The sequence below is a fragment of the Sulfurivermis fontis genome, assembly GCF_004001245.1.
Taxonomy (GTDB): Bacteria; Pseudomonadota; Gammaproteobacteria; order Thiohalomonadales; family Thiohalomonadaceae; genus Sulfurivermis; species Sulfurivermis fontis.
In genome coordinates this window covers 1042682-1059880 of record NZ_AP018724.1, presented here as the reverse complement: position 1 = coordinate 1059880, position 17199 = coordinate 1042682, and the positions used below count along the sequence as shown (strand labels likewise).

Genomic DNA, 17199 nt, shown 5'->3' with positions numbered 1-17199 from the left:
CTGAGTTCTGACCCTATACGCGACTCGTGGCGGGTCACGGTAACGCGGCGCTTGAGGGTCGATATGGGAACAGATGCCCGAGCCACCGACAAAGCGGTTACCAGCTCGACGCGCAGCGAGGAGCTCTGCCCGTTCATCACTGCTTCACCGCCTCGCGTAACACGCTGCCGGGCACGAAGCGCACAAGGCGGGATTCCGGCACGACGATGGGTTGCCCTGTTTGCGGGTTACGGGCCGATCGTTGCGGCCGGGTCCGCGTGCTGAATGTCCCGAAGCCCGTGAGACGGACATCTTCACCCTGGGAGAGGGCGTGGGCGATGGAATTAATCGCGGTATCGACGGCCCGACTTGCAAGCTCCTTCGGCAAGTCGCACGCCAGCGCCACCGCCGCGGCGAGATCGGTCTTAGTCAGCTTCTGCTTCATCAGCTGACTCCTTCTTGCGTAACCGGATACTCTCCACGCGCGACAGGTCCAGATCGACATGGTCGGCCTGCACTTCGAGCCGGGCGCGCGGCTCGCCGCTGTCCTTGTCCGCCCACTCGTGATTGACCAGGGTTCCGGTCACCGCGACACGGGCACCCTTGGCCAGCACTTTGGCCGCGGCCTCCGCCTTCGGACCCCACAGGTTCACATCCAGCCAGAACCCGCCGCGGTCGGCAAAGCCGCCGTTGCCATCGGGCACGCTGCGGTCGAAGTAGACGCGCAATTGCGCCACGGCGCGCCGCTCGCCGTCCACGTCCACGTGCTTGAGCGTCGGCGCCGTGCCCAGATTGCCTCTGCCTTTGAAGTCATTTGCCATGCGTGCTCTCCTTGAGTGATTTGATGCACTGGCAGATTTATCGGCATACCCAGTAGGCGACAATCGACAATGGCGACGGATTCGGGAAGTGATTACGTGGGCTGCGTGTATGCAGTACGCGAACCGCATACACAACGCGGCCGCTTCTCGACATCGTCATGTTTCTACTGCGCGCAGGCGATCCAGACGCTCGAGAAAGTCGCGCAGCCGAATGCGCTCGTAGTCGGTGACAGCGAGTGCCATGTTCAGGTAGATCCGTCGCCTCTCGAACGCCAGCCATACCCGCCTCACATCTGCCGGTACCTGCTCCAGGACTGCTCGCCCGGCGTCCGAGGTGATGTCGAAGCTCACCGCGTTGTGGCCGGCACGCCGCCACCGGTACCCGGTCAACGTTCTGTCCGAGTAGCGTGCAGGGTAGGCAGGTGCCGTCGGGAACCGCTCCCGGAATTCCTGCACCATGTCGCGCCCCAGTTGCTGGAGCTTCCTACGCCGTCGCTCCAGCTCTTCGAGTTGGGCTTTCGCCTCCCGGAGATTCCGGAACGGCAGCTCCAGAAGACCGATCCACTTCTCACTCACCCGCCCCTCCCCTTACCCTTAAAGGGCCCTTTAGGGCCACCACCTCTACGTCAGCAATCCGACATGAACAGTACGTCAGCGCTATGCCGTCCCTTCGACTGGCGCACCGGTCTCATCGTCGGTATCCGCTCCATCGGTATGAGTGTCCGCATCCTGGGGGCCGCGCACTTTCGGCGCGTAAGCGGCACGCAGTTCACCGGCGAGTACCGGCTGCGGCAGGTCTCCCATCACCTCACGGGCCTTCACGGCTTTCGCCGTCCCTTGCATCAGGTCTTCACGTGTTGCACCCATGTAGCGGTAGCCTTTCGCTGCCTCGTAGGCCGAGCGCAGTTGCTTGCCGCCCTGAGCCAATAATCGTTCGCTGGTCTGGAGATCCATCAAACCGACGTGTCGTGCGGTCAGCACCGCCCGCACCAGCTTGTCGAAGTCCGCCAGCAGATAGGCGCCGTGGAAGGCGTAGGGGTTTGAGAAGTTGAGGTCGAGCCGCGCCGGCGCGAGAGATTGCGCCACAACTACGTTCACCGCCGGCGCGCCGGCGAGCAGTTGCTCCACCGTGTTCTCCATCTCCTTCAATTGGTTCCGTGCCCGCATCAGCTCCCGCTCGATCTTCACCAGCCACCAGTCGGCGTAGGGGTCGTCCGCGATGCTGCCACCCCAGATGGGGCGCAGCATCGCCGCAAAACGCAGCAGGCCGACGATCTCGTGCTGGCCCTCGGCCGCCATGCGCCCGAACACCAGGCGCTGCGCCTGGCGCGTCTGTATCTCCATGGTTGCCTGGCTGCGCAGGGCCCCGGGCGCATCGGAACGGGGCCGTGATGCCTGTGCTTCACTGACTGCCGGTGTTGTCATGGCATGCTCTCCTGTAGGTCAAGTTGTGGTGCCAAGGACCGCGGACGTATCTGCGCTTGTCCCGGCTGGCCGAATCGTATCGGCGAGGTGTTTGTGCCACGTGGCACATCAATGCCTCGTAGGCTCTTCCAGTTCCCGTAGCTGAGATCGCCGCTGCGCAAGTTGCGCCTCCAGGGCGCCGCGGACGGGGCCAGTCCGGGATGCCGCCTGCACCAGCTGCTCAAGCGCGCGGATTTCACTACGCAGGTTGTTGATGCGCATGTCTGCCGACGAATGACCAGCCGGGGGCAACGGCGGCAGCACCGGGGGCGGCAGCACCGGGCAGAACTCGCCGGATTTCACCTTTCCGCAGAGCTTCGCGGTGTAGCCGACGATGTTGCGGACCGGATCGGACTTGTTGCGCAGGCGCTGGGCGAGCGCATTCACCACGTCCTGGTGGTCGGCAGGCCGATCCGGGAGGTGGTCTTTAAGCGTTCGCAGGACCAGCCGCTTGAGGTTGTCGCTGAAATCCGGTGGCCATCGGAGCGGGGGGCCAGCATCATCAGCCCTCGGGTTTGCGGTAGTAGTGGTTTTTTCTTGATCTTTTTCCTGAACACAAAGATCACTACTACCACTACTACTACAGGGGGCACCGGCTTCAAGTTTCGAGGGGTTTTCAGGTTTCTGGAGGTGTTTGGGGCGAAAAACTGGCTTGGTTCTCCCAAATTCCGCGCCTGAATCCTGGGTTTCGCTATTGGTCACAGTGTGACCACCCTCGGTCGAGCCTCGATCCAGCTCAATTTCGGTGGTGTCCACAGTGTGAACACTCCCGGTAGGGTCCCGATCCGATTCGGACCGCGAGGTGCCTACACTGTAGGCAACATCGGTTTCCGGCCCGCTTTCAAGATTTGAAGTCGGTTCCGGCCCACCGGTTTCAAAATTTGAAACCGGCTCCGGACCCCTCGTTTCAAGATTTGAAACCGGTTCCCCCGACTTCAAATCTTGAAGCCGGCTCTTGCGCTCCGTTATCACGCCGGCAAAAAAGCGTCCGGCGCCCGCTTTGGCGGACTGGATAGCCTCCATGCGCTGGGCTATGAGGTCCACGGGTTCCAGCGGGTCGTGGCCGCGGTGGATGTCATCGTCGATGGCGGCCAGCACGGCGTGGGCGACACGCCTGGCAATCCGGTCAAAGTGACCGGCAGCCGCCTGCTCCAGCAACGCCATGTATCCCGCATCCAGCTGGGTCACCTGCGCCAGAGAGGCTGGCTCCGAGTGCAGTGCGTGCACCGCGCCTCGGAACCGACCCTGGGCGTCACGCACCTGCCTGCACTGGCTGATCCAGCGCGTCATGCGCAGGATGGCGCGGTCGCGCACGATCGTGGTCGTGGACTTGCCCAGCTCCCGCGCGGTCGTCTCGATGCTCGGGAGCGGGGTGACGCCGTAGGGTTGAACGCGTGCCTCCTGGAGCAGGTACAGCATGTGCACCTTGGTGCTGTCGGGCAGGATTGGATCCCTGACCAGAATGGCGGGGTAGGCGTCGTGCCATACGCCGGTAAACAGAACGCTGTCCTGGGGCTCGCCGGCCGCGCCGCTCAACAACCGTTGAGCGGCCATGTCCACCAGCGAGCCGATTGAGTTGGTGTCAGGCGTCTGGACCGGCATGATCAGTTCCGCAGGCCGACGACCTGGGCGCCGGCGTCAGCGCCATCAGACCATGGCGCGGTCGCCGCCTCATCGTCGTCTGCGCCACACCATCGCTGGGTGACGCGCCAGATCAACCGAAGCGGCAGGCCGGTTTCTTGGGCGAGTTCACGCCAAACCACCGGAGTCGCAAGGTTGGGCTCGAGCCCCAACTTCTCCCAGGCAAGCCACACCGCCCGGGCCTCATCTTCGGTCGGTTCCGGGGGGCGGCCGACACCGGGCGGCGCGCCCAGCACCCGCCGCGCGAAGGTGTATTCCTTCACACCCATTCCAAACAGCACCTGCATCATGTCGGAGGGCGCATCTAGTTGGACGAACTCCATGCGCAGCTGCTGGAGTTCCGCCTCACGCCGGATTTGTCCGACTACGGTCCAGAAGGCGTCACGATCCAGCTCCACTCGCAGGACGTGGCCGGCGAGTTTGCGCTCCAGATTGGTCAGCTCGGATATGGTGATGTCCTTCAGGGCTTCCGCTTCCTTCGGTCCGATCCCCATGTCGCGCAGCGCCGACCAGTCGCCTTCGCTCAGGCAGGAGGCCGCATACCGCAGTACGGCATGCGTCAGCTCGAATTCCTTTCTCGCCATGGCTCACCCCCAGACCTTGCCGTTGGCGGCCTTGTGGATGGACCGATAGACGCCCACCAGCTCCACGAACATCTCCCATGCCCAGTCGTGCATCTTCGGCCACAGCAGAGGCCCGAAGCCGGGGAGGGTGGCCATGGGGATCAGGTCCCAAACGACGGGGGCGCGCTCCTCTTCGATGAAGGCGTGCCACTGGAAGAACTCCCAGTTACCGGCGTGCTGGATGGCCTCGTCGATAGGGGTATCGCGCCACTCCGCGGGCAGGTGGTCTCCGGCGCGCGAGCCGTCTGCGAACTGCTCGGATATCTGCGCCAGCGTCCACCACAGGTAGACCAGGTGCCGGACATGCTCGTCGGAGACAGAGATGAGGTTGTCGGACGGTATGAGGGAGGTCGGACCAATCAGGTATCCGACGCCGTCAGGGATGGGATGGATGATTTGGTCGCCCATCCGTGCGAGCACGGCGATGTCCCTGGCCAGTTTGACAGCTCGCTCACGCAACGCTGGCAGGTCTTCGGCCTCGGTGGCAGCCTGGGCTGCGCGCCCCAACGTTAGGGCCGCTGGAGCCTCTTCTTCGCCAGGTTCACCGCTTCGCCCCTTTCGAGCGGAGATTTCCTGGGGAAGCTCCGTTCCGGCTTTGGTCGCAGGTTTGCCAGACGGTTGAGTGGGCGCTGCGGGCTGCCCCGCTCCGGTGCCCGCTGCACGAGGGAGCTCTGACGTGGCGGGCTCCAGCTCTTGCTCATGCGGTCGCCCGTCGTCGCCGCTCCTGTGGGCGGCCGCCGGTTCTTCGGATAGCGCGCGGCCGTCCAGCGCTGCCCCCATCAGCAGGCTGGCGCGCTGCACGTCGATGTCTGCGGTGACCGAGAGTTCGGTTTCCAGGTCGCGGCGTACCGAGTCCAGGTCCAACTGGTCGGCGTCATGGCGGGACAGAACTTCGACGAACACCGACTGACCTATGTCGTCGGCTCCGAGATCAAGCGATTTCCAGCATTGTCCGAAGGACCGATCAAGGGCCTTGATGCGCTCGATCTGGGGGCGGCCCATGCCGGCTTTCAGAGCGGTGGGAATGGCTTGGTGCAAGACATCAACGGCATAGTTAAACCAGTCGATGATTGCATGCCCGATAGTGTATCCGCGCTCTTTCAAAGCGGCAGAAAGTGTCCTGGACGAGAGTCTTTCCCCCATCTCATCTTCGATAAGGCCCCTCAATTCCCGGATCGCCAGCGCCCGATCGATAAACACCAGGTCGCCCCGCAGGTCGTTCTCCTTGAGGTGCCCGAGGAGGGCATCGGATTCGCGGGTCCAGGGCTGGAACAGGCAGTGAATACGCTGGAAGCGCTCTTCGCCGGTTTCGACGCAGAGCTCTTTCAGTGCCCGCAGGCGGGTGTTGCCGCCCTTGAAGACCATGTACCGCGGCGCACCCGGGCGCCGGGTGATGGTCAGCGGCTGGTCCATCTCGCCGGCCGCGATCGATGCCTTGATCTCCTGGTATTTGTCGTTAGGCGACCGGCGCGGATTGCGATCGTAGTAGTCGATGCGGTCAATCTCGACGATCATCGGCGTCGTCGTGATCGGGTCCTGGGGCGCGATCTCGCGCCGCTGGCCGAAATGCGGCTGCGTGAGCATTTCCGCCAGCTGGGCGTCGGTGGGGCGTCGCTTGCTCATGACCGCACCTCCGCCTTGTTCCAGAAGTAGACATCGATGCCGTGGCGCAACCATGCGCCGCTGCGTTTCCACGGCAGGGGAGCGATGTTGGTCCATTCCCGAAGGGCAGCATACCGGCGCAGGGAGACGCGGTAACGGCGGATGTGTCCGTCGCGGTAGACGGTGACTGCTGCGTGACCGGAACGGCGCCAGGCAGTCAGGCGCGCGATGGGGTGCTCGTTCATTTCCGCACCCCCATACGCTTTGCCCAGGCCTCGATTTCGATAGCCGCAGGACGGCGCCGCTGGCGCCGCACGTCGACCACTTCGGCACCCCGCCGCTTTGTGCAGGATTCCGCATCCAGCGCGATCTGCGCCGCCTCTTCGTAGGCGCGGGCAATGACAGTGAACTCGCGGCAAGCGATTTCGCCATCTTCCGGCCAGCACACTTCCACTTTGAAAAATGCAGGGGGCTGATCACACGGGATCATGATCGGGGTCTCGCCCCCGAACAGGTCCGGATGAAGCGGGCCAGGGATGAAGTCGGTGCGCTGCATGTCACACCTCCCGGACGAGATCGGCAGGGAGTTCGACGTGCGGGAGCAGCTCGCGCACGAGGCTGGTCATGGTCTCCAGCGCGCAGGCCGTCGAGCCCCGGCGCTGCCGTTCCCAGCGGTGAACCGGAACGCGGGCGGTGGCAGCCTCTCGGTAGGCGACCGTGCCGGGCACCATCGTGTCGAGGATCGAGATTGTTCCGCGGGAATCGGCGAATGTTGCTTTGCGCAGACCGTCAGCCACCCGGCGCGCGTCTACGGTGTGGTCCATCCGGTAGATGAGCCCATACAAATGCCCGAGCGGCGCGCCAAGGAATTGCATGGGGCGCAACCGGTCCAGCATGCCGAGCGTGCCGCGGGCGAACTCCCGGGCCGACAGGATTTCCGGGGGAATGGGGGAGAGCAGCATATCGGCCGCCAGGACACCCACGTCCTGAAGGGGGCCGACGGCGCCCTGGGTATCGATCAGCACGATGTCGTAGCCGGTCAGCCCCTTGAGGGCATGCTTCATCCGGACACGGCCGTCGGGGGTATGGAGCACCCAATTTTCCAGGCTCCCGTCGGGGTCGTCGGAGATGACGATATCCAGGTTGGTGATGGCAGTCCGGCTGATAGTGCCCTCGACCGACCCGCCGGTGACGAGGCGGTGCAGACCTTCGGTGGCCCGGGCCTCAATGGGGTAATACGAACTCAGGGTGGGTTGGATATCCGCATCCACCAGCAGCACGTGGTTGCCGGCGTCTGCTAGTATCCCGCCCAGGTTGGCGGTCAGGGTCGTTTTCCCGACCCCACCCTTTGTGGAACAAACAGTTACAACGATCATGACACCCTCCTCCTGGTTGAGAGAGGGTGTTTCGTTGGAATCTAAGGTCTGTCAGGCCGTGTCGGATTGAAAATCCCCGTGTCGGCGGTTCGATTCCGTCCCTGGCCACCAATACACAAAGGTCAACCGTTCTCGGTTGGCCTTTTTCTTTGCGCGCTCCCGCGTGTTCGCGGGGACTCCTGCGGATTTCTGCGGACTTCCTTCCTCCGGTCGTCTCGCCCATCTCGGCCCCATTTCGCTCTCTCCTGGCCATTCTTCTCTCCAGCCTCGCTCGCCGGCTAAGGGCCGAAGTCCGCAGAGGCCGCAACGTGGACCTATACAGATCAATGGGTTACGTGCTGACGAATCAAACGGTTGGATTGCGGCATCGGCAGGCAAAGGAAACCATGGCCGTTGTGTTTTGTCGGTAGTTCTTGACAGCTACCGACGTTTCGCAACATTATGACGACATGGACAGTTCGCACCAGAGCATTCTGGATCTTGCCGCCCAGCGCGGCCTTATTCGCCCACGCGATCTCAATGAGCGTGGGCTGCCCACGATCGCCCTCACGCGGCTGGTGCGGCAAGGGCTGCTCCAGCGCGTGGGACGGGGCCTGTACGCAATTCCGGACCGGGCCGTCTCGGAACACGGCGCACTCTCCGAGGTGGCACGCAAGCACCCGCAAGCCATCGTCTGCCTGCTGTCGGCACTGCGCCTACATGAACTCACCACACAGTCGCCGTTCGAGGTCTGGCTGGCAATTCCCAACAAGGCACGCGCGCCAAAGATGGACTATCCCCCGCTGCACATCGTGCGCTTCTCTGGCGCCGCGCTGACGGAGGGGGTCGAGGAGCACCTCATCGATGGTGTGCCGGTGCGCGTGACCAACGTCGCCCGGACCGTGGCTGACTGCTTCAAGTTCCGCAACAAGATCGGCCTCGATGTCGCGCTGGAGGCGCTACAGGAGTCCTGGCGTGCCAAGCGCGTCAGCATGGATGAACTTTGGCGTTTTGCTGCGCTGTGCCGTGTGGCCAATGTGATGCGCCCCTACATGGAAAGCCTGTCATGAACCAGCGCAACATGGCCGCCTCGGTGCGCGCCCGCCTGCTCAACCGCGCCCGCGAGACCCGACAAGACTTCAATCTGATCTTGACCCGCTATGCGCTTGAGCGCCTGCTTTACCGGCTCAGCATCTCCCCCCACGCCGACCAGTTCCTGCTGAAAGGTGCGCTGCTGTTCGACTTGTGGTTCGACATCCCGCATCGTCCGACACGCGACGCCGATCTGCTGGGCTTCGGCTCGGCCGAGATCCCGCATGTCGAGGCGGCGTTTCGGGACATCTGTACGGTGGAACTGGACGACGGCATACGCTTCCAGCCTGACTCGGTACACGCGGAGGAGATCCGCAAGGAAGCCAACTACTCCGGTGTCCGGGTCACGCTGATCGGCCTGTTGGACGGTGCCCGATGCCACGTGCAGGTCGACGTGGGTTTCGGCGACGCCGTGACGCCCGGCCCCGAGGCCGTCGACTACCCGGTAATGCTGCCGGACATGCCAGCCCCGAAGCTGCGCGCCTACCCCCGCTACACGGTTGTCGCCGAGAAGCTGGAGGCACTGGTGTCGCTCGGCATCGCCAACAGCCGCATGAAGGATTACTTCGATCTCTGGATCTTGTCGCGCTACACCGACTTCGACGGCGCGCTCCTGTGCAAGGCGATCCACGCCACCTTCGAGCGCCGCAGGACACCGCTGCCGGATGGCGTCCCTTTCGGATTGAGCGACGAATTCGCGCAGGATCGGCAGAAGCAGACTCAGTGGCAAGCATTCTTGAGGAAGAATGCCTTGGACGAGCTTCAGCTTTCCGAGGTCGTTGCCGGTCTGCGTGCCTTCCTGTCATTCCCGCTGGACGCGCTCCAGCAAGGTGCTGCATTTCCGCAAACATGGCTTGCCGGAAACGGGTGGATGTCGAGCGGCGAGGAATCGGGCCGATGACCTGGAATCCCGATCTGCTCTTGGAGGATTTTCACCGTGTCGCCGGCATGGCTGGCGTCTCGTTGGCGCTTGATGCCATCGCGATCGAGCGGTGCCCTGCGCCGCACGTGCCGCCCAAGACATTACCGCCCGGCACCATGGCGGTGTACGTCTTCTCGTTTGGGCCTCATGTGCTGAAGGTCGGGAAGGTCGGCCCCAACAGCGCTGCTCGCTACACGGCTCAACACTACAACGCCGGCAGCGCGAAGAGCACTCTGGCAGCCTCCTTGATCAAACACGGCGAGCGCATCGGCGTCGCCGGCCTGAACGAAACGAACGTCCCCGGCTGGATCAGGGAGCACACCGATCGGGTGAACTTCATCCTCGATGCGTCGCTCGGTGTCCACGTCCTCAACCTCCTCGAGGCATTTCTGCAGTGCCGCCTCCGGCCTGAGTTCGAGGGATTTGCCAGCCAACGGATCGATCGCGAGGGCGGACAGGCATGAAAGAGGACATCCTCGAACAAATGGTGGACGAGTACCTGCAGCACAAAGGGTACTTCACCCGGCACAACATCAAGTTTCGACCTGCCGGCGATCATGTGGAGTACGACACCCGCCAGGATGCCGTGCATAGCGACATCGACGTGATCGGCATCCATCCGCGACTCGACGGCGCGCGTCGGGTGATGGTCGTGAGCTGCAAGAGCTGGCAGGGTGGCTTTCGTCCCGAATACTGGGTCGATGCGATCGCCAAGAACAAGGTGGTCTCGGGGCGTGAGGCCTGGCGCGGGTTTCGCGAACTGACCAGGGAGAAGTGGGCCGCAGCGTTCAGGACGATGGTCGCCGAACTGACGGGTTCGTCCTCGTTCACCTACATCACGGCCGTCACGAAAGTCGTGGGCAGCCGAGCGGCGTGGCAGGACAACGCGACGTTCCGCGAGAATCTCGGCGGCAACCCCATCGAGATACTGACCTTCGGCGACATGCTGAAAGAACTCTTTCCGTCCATCGACACGACTCCGGCCTCATCGGAAGTTGGACGGGTTCTGCAGCTGATCAAGGCGTCAGGCTGGTCTCTCGACAAGTAATCCAACCCGAAGGATGCACGTGCGACGGTAATCAGGGATTGATGATGGCCCGCTGCTCGTCCCATAGCAGTGGCGTCCCCGACGCCAGATCGAACAGGGTCACCTCCGGCGGCAACGTTTCGTCGAGGATCGCAGCCACGATGTCCGGCGCAAGGGTAGTGAGGTTCACCATCCGGCTCACATAGGCCCGATCCATCCCCTCGCGCTCGGCCACCTCGGATAGCGTGCGCGCCTCGCCGGACTCCACCATCGCCAGCCAGCGGTGGCCGCGGGCGAGCGCGAGCTGGATCGGCGTCGGCGTGTCATCCCAGGGACGGGGCTGGACAGCGCTGCCGTCCGGAAGGGCCACGGCCTTGCGGCTGCCGCGGCGCTTGATCCGGATCGGCACAGCGATGGTAAGGCTGCCGTCGCTCGCGGTGATCACCTCTGGCTGACCGGTCTTGTCGATCAAGATTTCATTCATGCCACGGCCTCCTCAAGGGTTTCCGGGGCGGGCTCGGGGCGCAGCTCCAGGGCGAGCACCTCGATGCCGTTGGGCCGGAACCGCACCTCGATGTCGTCCGGCGAGACGATCACCTTGTCGATGAGGAGCCGCACGATGCGCTGCTGCTCGGCCGGGAAGAGCTGATCCCAAATCGCATCCAGCCGGGTCATGGCCACCGTGACCTGGGCCTCGTCCAGGGAGGGGTCGAGCCGGGCGGCGCGCTCGGCCACCCCGGCGACCATGGCCGGGGCGCGCAGCACCCGGCGCATCTGCTCCAGCACGGCGGCCTCCAGTTCACCGGCCGGCAGGCGCGGCAGCCCGGAGGCGCCGGCGTGCTCCTTGTTCTCCCGCGTCGGCAGGTAGTAGCGGTAGATACGTCCGTTCTTCTTGCGCGTGGACCAGGGCGTGAGCGCCCGGCCATCGATCCCCACGACGATCCCCTTGAGCAGGAACGGCACCCGGGCGCGGGTGTTGTTGCCTCGCACACGCGAGTTCTGCGCGAGGATCGCCTGGGCGGCATCCCACAGCCTGCGCTCGACGACGGGCGGGTGTTCGCCCGGATACCACTGATCGCGATGGCGGATCTCGCCCAGGTAGACGCGGTTGTTGAGGATCTTGTAGACGAGGCTCTTGTCGATGGGCTTGCCATCGCGCACCCGCCCGTCTTGGGTAGTCCAGGCCTTGGAGGTCACGCCGTCGAGGCGCAGCTCCTTCACGAGCAGGGTCGAGGACCCGAGCTCGACGAAGCGCTGGAAGATGTGGCGGACGATCTTGGCCTCGCGCTCGTTGGGCACCAACCGCCGGTTCTCGACGTCGTAGCCGAGCGGCGGCACGCCACCCATCCACATGCCCTTGCGCTTGCTGGCGGCGATCTTGTCGCGGATGCGCTCGCCGGTAACCTCGCGCTCGAACTGGGCGAAGGAGAGCAGGATGTTGAGCATCAACCGCCCCATCGAGGTGGTGGTGTTGAACTGCTGGGTGACCGAGACGAAGGAGACCCCGTGGCGCTCGAAGACGTCGATCATTCGCGAGAAGTCAGTCAGCGATCGCGTCAGGCGATCGATCTTGTAGACCACCACGATGTCGATCCTGCCGGCCTCGATGTCGGCCAGCAGCCGCTTGAGCGCCGGCCGGTCCATGTTGCCACCGGAGAAGGCGGGATCGTCGTAGTCGTCGGCCACCGGAATCCAGCCCTCCGCGCGCTGGCTGGCGATGTAGGCGTGGCCGGCGTCACGCTGGGCGTCGATGGAGTTGTACTCCTGGTCGAGCCCCTCGTCGGTGGACTTCCGAGTGTAGACGGCGCAGCGCAGGCGGCGCTTCAGGGCTTCGTTCATCGCCGACCTCCCTGCTTCTTCGGATTCTTCGCCTTGGCCGGTGCCTTCACGCCGAAGAAGAGCGGCCCGGACCAGCGGGTGCCGGTGATCTCGCGGGCGATCATGGACAGGCTCGGGTAGCGCCTGCCCTCGAACTCATACTGTCCGTCCTGGGCGACCGTCACCCGGTGCTCGATCCCCTGGTACTCCCGGGTGAGCACGGTGCCGGGCATCAGCCGGATGTCGCGATCGAGCTTGCGCGCCTTGCCGGTCTCCACCAGGGCCTTGATGCGCCGCTTGTTGCGCTCCAAGAGGCTGGGATCGACCTTGCGGAACTCGATCTCTTGCAGCTTGTACGCGATCCGCCGCTCCATGAACTGGCGATTGGGCGTCGGGTTGTCGCTGCCGAAGAGTTCTCGCCAAAGCGCCCTCATTTCCTCTATCGAGAGATCCGGGAGCCCGGCGATCCGGGCGACGACGCTCGGCGGGGTGGGTGGGACGGTGCTTGCCTTCATGGAGCCTCCTCCAAAGTGTTGTTGACGGGGTGGCTATGAAGGCGCTGGTGGCCGGAGAAGCCAAGCTCAAACTCGCTCTCCGCGGGGCCGCCTGCGGACTGGGCGAACACGGCCTCGCGCAGTCGGACGAGGCCGTGGGCCAGCAAGGATGCGGCTTCGCGCCGGCGCTGCTCCGGCGTCATCCGTTCGGGTGGTAGGTGGTTGATCGTGCACATCGGTATCGGTCCTGAACGTCCAACTCGCTTGATGACGAGATTGTCCGGTCAGGCCGTGACCTCGGCCATCAGGGAGTTTCGGGCCGGTACGAAAGGATGCGGAAGGTCGCGACCCCGCTAATACGGATGCTGCCCGTTGCGGATGAAATTTGTGTAGGTGTCGACCAGGAGTTCGTCCTCTTCGTCGTCATTTTTCTCCCAGGGCTCGCGGTCGGGGAGGATGAGCAGCGTGATGACGAGTTCGTACTGATCGGAGACGACACGCATCTCGCGCAGGGACATGTCGGCGGGCTCTTCCTTGAACCATACGCGAGCAGGCAACTCGATTCCCGTTCTTTCATCAGGGTGACGTATCGTCTGCGCCGCCAAGGACGCCTCGGGGACGGGTATCGTCTCCTTTGAGAACCGAAACCTGGCCCTGGTGCGTAGAGCATTGCGACTCGACCAGGACCAATTGATGAAGCCGTCGTTGGAAACGACCAAGACCGCCCGCAGCGGCGTGAACTCGATCCATTGCCGGATGGCCGCCACGAGCGATACCCCATACCGATCCGCGCAAGCGCCGAGCAGATCGATGTCCACCTTGGCCGACTCGACCTGCTTGCGATAATCGTCCAGCGGCATCAACAGCGTCGCCGCGAACTTGTCGGCATCGGCTTCCCGCTGCCGGGCTGTCGAGCCCCAGTCCAACAGATCCTCCGTGCTGCATCGGAAGGCGTCTTCCTCTTTGCGATGCAGCAGGTAATGGCCCAGTTCGTGGGCGATGGTGAAGTTGATGCGTCCGCTCGATTGCACCTGGTCGTTGTAGAGCAGGTACCAGCCCTTTTCCCGTTTGAGCAGCATTCCCTCCAGCTCACCGATGTCACCGCCCCGGATGTGGGCGATCGGATCGGGTTGGCGGGAACTGATGTCCTGAGCGATGAGCTTGACGTCGATCGGGAAACGATCGCGTCCCCACGCCTTGGAGAGAAAGTTGGCCCAAGCACCGGGCGTGGTCGGATTACTTGTCATCGCCTTCTATGATCTTGAGGATGTCGTCCAGCTTCTTCTTGGTTCCCGACGACAGGCCCCGATACTTGCGAAAGAAGGCCTTGTCCTCTTCCGACGGTTCAAGCTCGGTAATCCGGTCGTCCATGAAATATTCGGGCGTCACCTTGAGCACGCCAGCGATTCTCGCGATCTTCTCGGCGGATGGCTTCGGATTGTCCTTGTTCTCCAGCTCCCAGATGTAGCTCTTGCTGGATTCGGTCTGTTCCGCCAGCTGCTCGAGGCTGAGTCCGCGCTGTTTGCGGAGGCCCCGTATCTTTTCTCCCAGCGGGGATGGCATGTGGCACCTCGTTCTCTGAATGGCCTGAAAGTATACCTCTGTACCGAACGATTTGGTATCTGCTTGACAAACCCAGCACAAGCCATCAATAATCCGAATCGTTCGGCACACCGAACGCATAATATCCCTGTCTAGGAGTACTTCTGGGATGTTGCGGCATGCCGGGCACCGTCCGTCTCGAAGAAGGAGAAGAAAGGCATGACCGCGTTCAACCCTCGTCACCTCGCCCGTCAGGTTCCGGCCACCACTTGGCAGGCGTATCTGTCCTCCCGTTCCATCGCCATCCCCGAATCTTTCGACTGGAGCGCCGAGGAAAAGGCATTTTCCGATGCCCTGATCGCCCTCCTGGAGGAACTCGAACCGGATCAACAGGCCCTGCTGCACGCCGAGCTGCGCCATGTCCACGCCCTCGCGACCCAGAAAGGCATCGATGCGATCCTCAACGCCAGCGACAACGACGTGGCTATTCGGGAGGACTTCGGACAGCTCCGCAACCACGCCGAGCGGGCCATGTGGGTGTTGGTGAACTGGCCGCAAACCTTCATGACGGCCGAGGCGCTGCTCCAATTCGATCTCGGCGTCGGCAAGCGGTCGTGGAAACGGCAAGCCATCAAGGTGACCGAGCCGGTGTCCCGAGAGGCTGCCGACATCGAGGGATTGCAGGCCGCCTTGTCCGAGGTGCTCTCGAAACGCAAGGGACCGCGGCGCGCCTGCCACGTAGACGTCTGCGACCGTCACCTGGACGGCGGTGTGCAGATCAGCGTCTACGTGGAGGACGATCCCAACGATCTGGTGGAGTTCGTCGAAGAGGGCATGCGCCGCCGGACGACCCGCCCGGCGACCAATCTCGCGCTGGTCTACTTCCCCGCATCCGGCATCGTCGACACCGTCGGCCGGGGCGGAGCCAAGGTCCACCAGCCGCTGGTGACGCTCTTCGCACGCCATCTGCTGAAACAGGAGGTCAAGCCCGAGGCAGTGAAGCAGCCGATGTTCTATCTCAACCGGCTGCGGCACGGCTTGGACCTTCCGGAGGACAGCGACATCGACCTCGCCGCCCACGGCATTGATCGCATTCGCCTCCGCCGCGCCCGGCTCAGGAGCACGAGGGCGCCGATCTGCGACTTCTGGGTAGGCGTACCGGCGGATCAGGCCGAACACTGCGTGCTCGCTGCATCGAGCGCCCACCTGAAGGACCACGACCTGTTCCGCGGTCCGTTCAATATCGTCGAGGCCCTCATCAGCATCTATTTCGCCCCTGCCGAAATGGGCAAGCGCGGTCGCGTACTGAACATCGACCTCAAGCAATCGGGGATCTCCAACCTCCAGGACATGGCAGAGGAGGACGCCAAGCTCGCTGAGCGCCTCCTGCGTGCCTGGCGCGTCTCCGAACCGACCGAGGTCGAACTGGCCCTGGTCGCGTAGAAGCCGCCGTGCAGGCGCGCAACGACATCGCCTTCGGCCTGCTCTGCGGGCTCGTCGAGGAATCCGAGGGAAGCCTCCATCCGGATGCCGCCCGGTATTCCGGACAAATGGATGCTTATCGGCATCTCCTCGACCTCGGCGCCATCGGGGCGGGTGATGGTGTCGGATCGAGCATCCTCTGTCCCTGGTGCGGAATGGGCGATCTGGAGGGGATTCGCTTCGAGCAAGGAGGCCGCCAGGGGTACTGCACGGACTGCGGCTGGGTGGATCTGGCCAGTGATCAAGTGACACGGCTCAGGGTGGACATCACGCGCATCGTCCGGTGGCTCGCCTCGGCCCTGGGCCTTGCGGGACGGTATCAACATGAAGAGATGGTTCCGACAGCGCTGTGGCGCCTGGGCGAGATCGAACATCGACGAAAGCGGCGCACTATCTTCTTCGGTCGGAGGCTGAGCGACCCGGCCTTGACGCCCATCATCGAAGCTCGTTTGCGCACCGCCTGCGCACCCGGCTGCGGCGTCCTCATCACCACTACACCCGACGTCGCCCAAGCGATCCAGGCCGCCGGCCATCTCGTCGTTCCGCTGCGTGCCGTGGCGCATCTCCGCAAGGCCGGCTTCGTCATCGAGAATCTCGACGCATACCTCGACGGTTCCGCCGGGATCGGCGAACGGGATTCGGAAACCTCCCTGCGGCTCATGCACTCCGGCCGCATCGCACTGATCGACGGAGAGCGGCACGCACTGTCGCCCCAGGTCTACGGCTTTCTTTCGGTACTCGCGCAGGGCGGCGGCGATCCCGTCCATAAACGCACCATCGCCGACGCTTTGGAAATCGATGTCGACAAGTGCAAGGGCGCGGACATCTGCAAGCGGCACAAGGCCGTCTACCGCACCTTCGTCGCCCACGACAACGACGGTCACTATTGGCTGAAACCCGAATTCGTCAACGACCAAAGGAGGTGATGCACCCAACGAAGCGCAATCCTTTCATCCGGCAGTTCAACTTCGATCTCGATGAGGTGAATGACATGAGTGGTAAGAACCAGTGGGTCGTCCGCAACGGCGACAAGTGGGGTGTCCGGGGGGAAGGCAACGACCGCCTGACCTCCGTACACGATACGCAACAGGAAGCCTTCGAGCGCGCACGCGACATCGCGCGCAACCAGGGCAGCGAGGTGCTCATCCAGGGCGAGGACGGGAAGATCCGCGAGCGCAACAGCTACGGCAAAGATCCGTTCCCGCCTCCCGGCTGACCACCCCGCATTTCCACCCCCGATAAGGGCCCGGAGCCAACCACTCCGGGCCTTTTTCTTTTCCGTCTCTGCGCATGGCCGATTTGCACGATTTGCCCGCCCATCCTGCCCGCTTTGCCCG

The 17199-nt window shown here is 63.7% G+C and carries 23 protein-coding genes; 7 read left to right on the top strand and 16 right to left on the bottom strand.

Annotation, left to right across the window (positions count from 1 at the left end):
- Positions 1-136: 136 nt before the first annotated feature.
- The 10 genes from EP379_RS05535 to EP379_RS05500 all read right to left on the bottom strand — a co-directional run bounded on the left by EP379_RS05535 (position 137) and on the right by EP379_RS05500 (position 7506).
- The gene (locus EP379_RS05535; protein WP_127476634.1) at positions 137-424 is read right to left on the bottom strand and encodes an HU family DNA-binding protein; all 288 of its coding nucleotides are present in this window, start codon (positions 422-424) and stop codon (positions 137-139) included.
- Positions 405-800 (bottom strand): single-stranded DNA-binding protein, encoded by a 396-nt coding sequence (ssb, locus tag EP379_RS05530; RefSeq protein WP_127476631.1) that lies wholly within the window; start codon positions 798-800, stop codon positions 405-407. The genes EP379_RS05535 and ssb overlap by 20 nt, the downstream gene beginning before the upstream one ends.
- 156 nt (positions 801-956) lie before the next feature.
- Entirely contained in the window at positions 957-1376 is a 420-nt protein-coding gene (locus tag EP379_RS05525) for a DUF3158 family protein (RefSeq protein ID WP_127476628.1), read from the bottom strand.
- An 81-nt stretch (positions 1377-1457) separates the two neighbouring features.
- Complete coding sequence (locus EP379_RS05520) at positions 1458-2225, bottom strand: PFL_4669 family integrating conjugative element protein (RefSeq protein ID WP_127476626.1); 768 nt, start codon at positions 2223-2225, stop codon at positions 1458-1460.
- 108 nt (positions 2226-2333) lie between these two features.
- Positions 2334-3866 carry a hypothetical protein gene (locus EP379_RS05515; protein WP_127476623.1) on the bottom strand — a complete coding sequence of 511 codons (1533 nt, stop codon included), beginning with the start codon at positions 3864-3866 and terminating at the stop codon, positions 2334-2336.
- Positions 3867-3868: 2 nt separating this feature from the next.
- Complete coding sequence (locus tag EP379_RS05510) at positions 3869-4489, bottom strand: DUF2857 domain-containing protein (RefSeq protein ID WP_127476620.1); 621 nt, start codon at positions 4487-4489, stop codon at positions 3869-3871.
- Between the two features lie 3 nt (positions 4490-4492).
- A complete protein-coding gene (locus tag EP379_RS05505; protein WP_172600387.1) occupies positions 4493-6151 on the bottom strand; it encodes a ParB family protein in 1659 nt (552 codons plus the stop codon).
- Complete coding sequence (locus tag EP379_RS16345; RefSeq protein ID WP_172600386.1) at positions 6148-6375, bottom strand: hypothetical protein; 228 nt, start codon at positions 6373-6375, stop codon at positions 6148-6150. Before EP379_RS16345 ends, EP379_RS05505 begins: the two co-directional genes overlap by 4 nt.
- Positions 6372-6686, bottom strand: coding sequence for a hypothetical protein (locus tag EP379_RS16340; RefSeq protein ID WP_172600385.1), 315 nt, complete (start codon positions 6684-6686; stop codon positions 6372-6374). Before EP379_RS16340 ends, EP379_RS16345 begins: the two co-directional genes overlap by 4 nt.
- Position 6687: 1 nt before the next feature.
- Entirely contained in the window at positions 6688-7506 is an 819-nt protein-coding gene (locus EP379_RS05500) for a ParA family protein (RefSeq protein WP_127476615.1), read from the bottom strand.
- 449 nt (positions 7507-7955) lie between these two features.
- On the opposite strand from EP379_RS05500, the gene EP379_RS05495 reads away from it, so the two are divergent.
- The 4 genes from EP379_RS05495 to EP379_RS05480 are packed head-to-tail and all read left to right on the top strand — an operon-like array spanning position 7956 to position 10547.
- Positions 7956-8555, top strand: a complete 600-nt coding sequence (locus tag EP379_RS05495) for a type IV toxin-antitoxin system AbiEi family antitoxin domain-containing protein (RefSeq protein ID WP_127478838.1) — start codon at positions 7956-7958, stop codon at positions 8553-8555.
- The gene (locus EP379_RS05490) at positions 8552-9478 is read left to right on the top strand and encodes a nucleotidyl transferase AbiEii/AbiGii toxin family protein (RefSeq protein ID WP_185974921.1); all 927 of its coding nucleotides are present in this window, start codon (positions 8552-8554) and stop codon (positions 9476-9478) included. The genes EP379_RS05495 and EP379_RS05490 overlap by 4 nt, the downstream gene beginning before the upstream one ends.
- Entirely contained in the window at positions 9475-9963 is a 489-nt protein-coding gene (locus EP379_RS05485) for a hypothetical protein (RefSeq protein ID WP_024892248.1), read from the top strand. The genes EP379_RS05490 and EP379_RS05485 overlap by 4 nt, the downstream gene beginning before the upstream one ends.
- A complete protein-coding gene (locus EP379_RS05480) occupies positions 9960-10547 on the top strand; it encodes an NERD domain-containing protein (protein WP_024892249.1) in 588 nt (195 codons plus the stop codon). The genes EP379_RS05485 and EP379_RS05480 overlap by 4 nt, the downstream gene beginning before the upstream one ends.
- Before the next feature lie 31 nt (positions 10548-10578).
- On the opposite strand, the gene EP379_RS05475 is transcribed toward EP379_RS05480, so the two are convergent.
- From EP379_RS05475 to EP379_RS05450, 6 genes are all read right to left on the bottom strand, one after another.
- Entirely contained in the window at positions 10579-11010 is a 432-nt protein-coding gene (locus EP379_RS05475) for a hypothetical protein (RefSeq protein ID WP_102042175.1), read from the bottom strand.
- Positions 11007-12365, bottom strand: a complete 1359-nt coding sequence (locus EP379_RS05470; RefSeq protein WP_072755419.1) for a recombinase family protein — start codon at positions 12363-12365, stop codon at positions 11007-11009. The genes EP379_RS05475 and EP379_RS05470 overlap by 4 nt, the downstream gene beginning before the upstream one ends.
- A complete protein-coding gene (locus EP379_RS05465) occupies positions 12362-12859 on the bottom strand; it encodes a DUF2924 domain-containing protein (RefSeq protein WP_072755420.1) in 498 nt (165 codons plus the stop codon). Before EP379_RS05465 ends, EP379_RS05470 begins: the two co-directional genes overlap by 4 nt.
- A complete protein-coding gene (locus EP379_RS05460) occupies positions 12856-13074 on the bottom strand; it encodes a hypothetical protein (RefSeq protein ID WP_072755421.1) in 219 nt (72 codons plus the stop codon). The genes EP379_RS05465 and EP379_RS05460 overlap by 4 nt, the downstream gene beginning before the upstream one ends.
- A gap of 117 nt (positions 13075-13191) precedes the next feature.
- A complete protein-coding gene (locus tag EP379_RS05455; RefSeq protein WP_102042176.1) occupies positions 13192-14085 on the bottom strand; it encodes an ImmA/IrrE family metallo-endopeptidase in 894 nt (297 codons plus the stop codon).
- Positions 14075-14401 carry a helix-turn-helix domain-containing protein gene (locus EP379_RS05450; RefSeq protein WP_102042177.1) on the bottom strand — a complete coding sequence of 109 codons (327 nt, stop codon included), beginning with the start codon at positions 14399-14401 and terminating at the stop codon, positions 14075-14077. Before EP379_RS05450 ends, EP379_RS05455 begins: the two co-directional genes overlap by 11 nt.
- A gap of 198 nt (positions 14402-14599) precedes the next feature.
- Here EP379_RS05450 and EP379_RS05445 point away from each other — a divergent pair, with 198 nt between their 5' ends.
- The 3 genes from EP379_RS05445 (at position 14600) to EP379_RS05435 (ending at position 17078) form a co-directional block, all read left to right on the top strand.
- Positions 14600-15823, top strand: a complete 1224-nt coding sequence (locus EP379_RS05445) for a hypothetical protein (RefSeq protein ID WP_102042178.1) — start codon at positions 14600-14602, stop codon at positions 15821-15823.
- Between the two features lie 8 nt (positions 15824-15831).
- Positions 15832-16788 carry a hypothetical protein gene (locus EP379_RS05440; RefSeq protein ID WP_127476613.1) on the top strand — a complete coding sequence of 319 codons (957 nt, stop codon included), beginning with the start codon at positions 15832-15834 and terminating at the stop codon, positions 16786-16788.
- Positions 16789-16853: 65 nt separating this feature from the next.
- Entirely contained in the window at positions 16854-17078 is a 225-nt protein-coding gene (locus EP379_RS05435; protein WP_026045836.1) for a DUF2188 domain-containing protein, read from the top strand.
- Positions 17079-17199 lie beyond the last annotated feature (121 nt).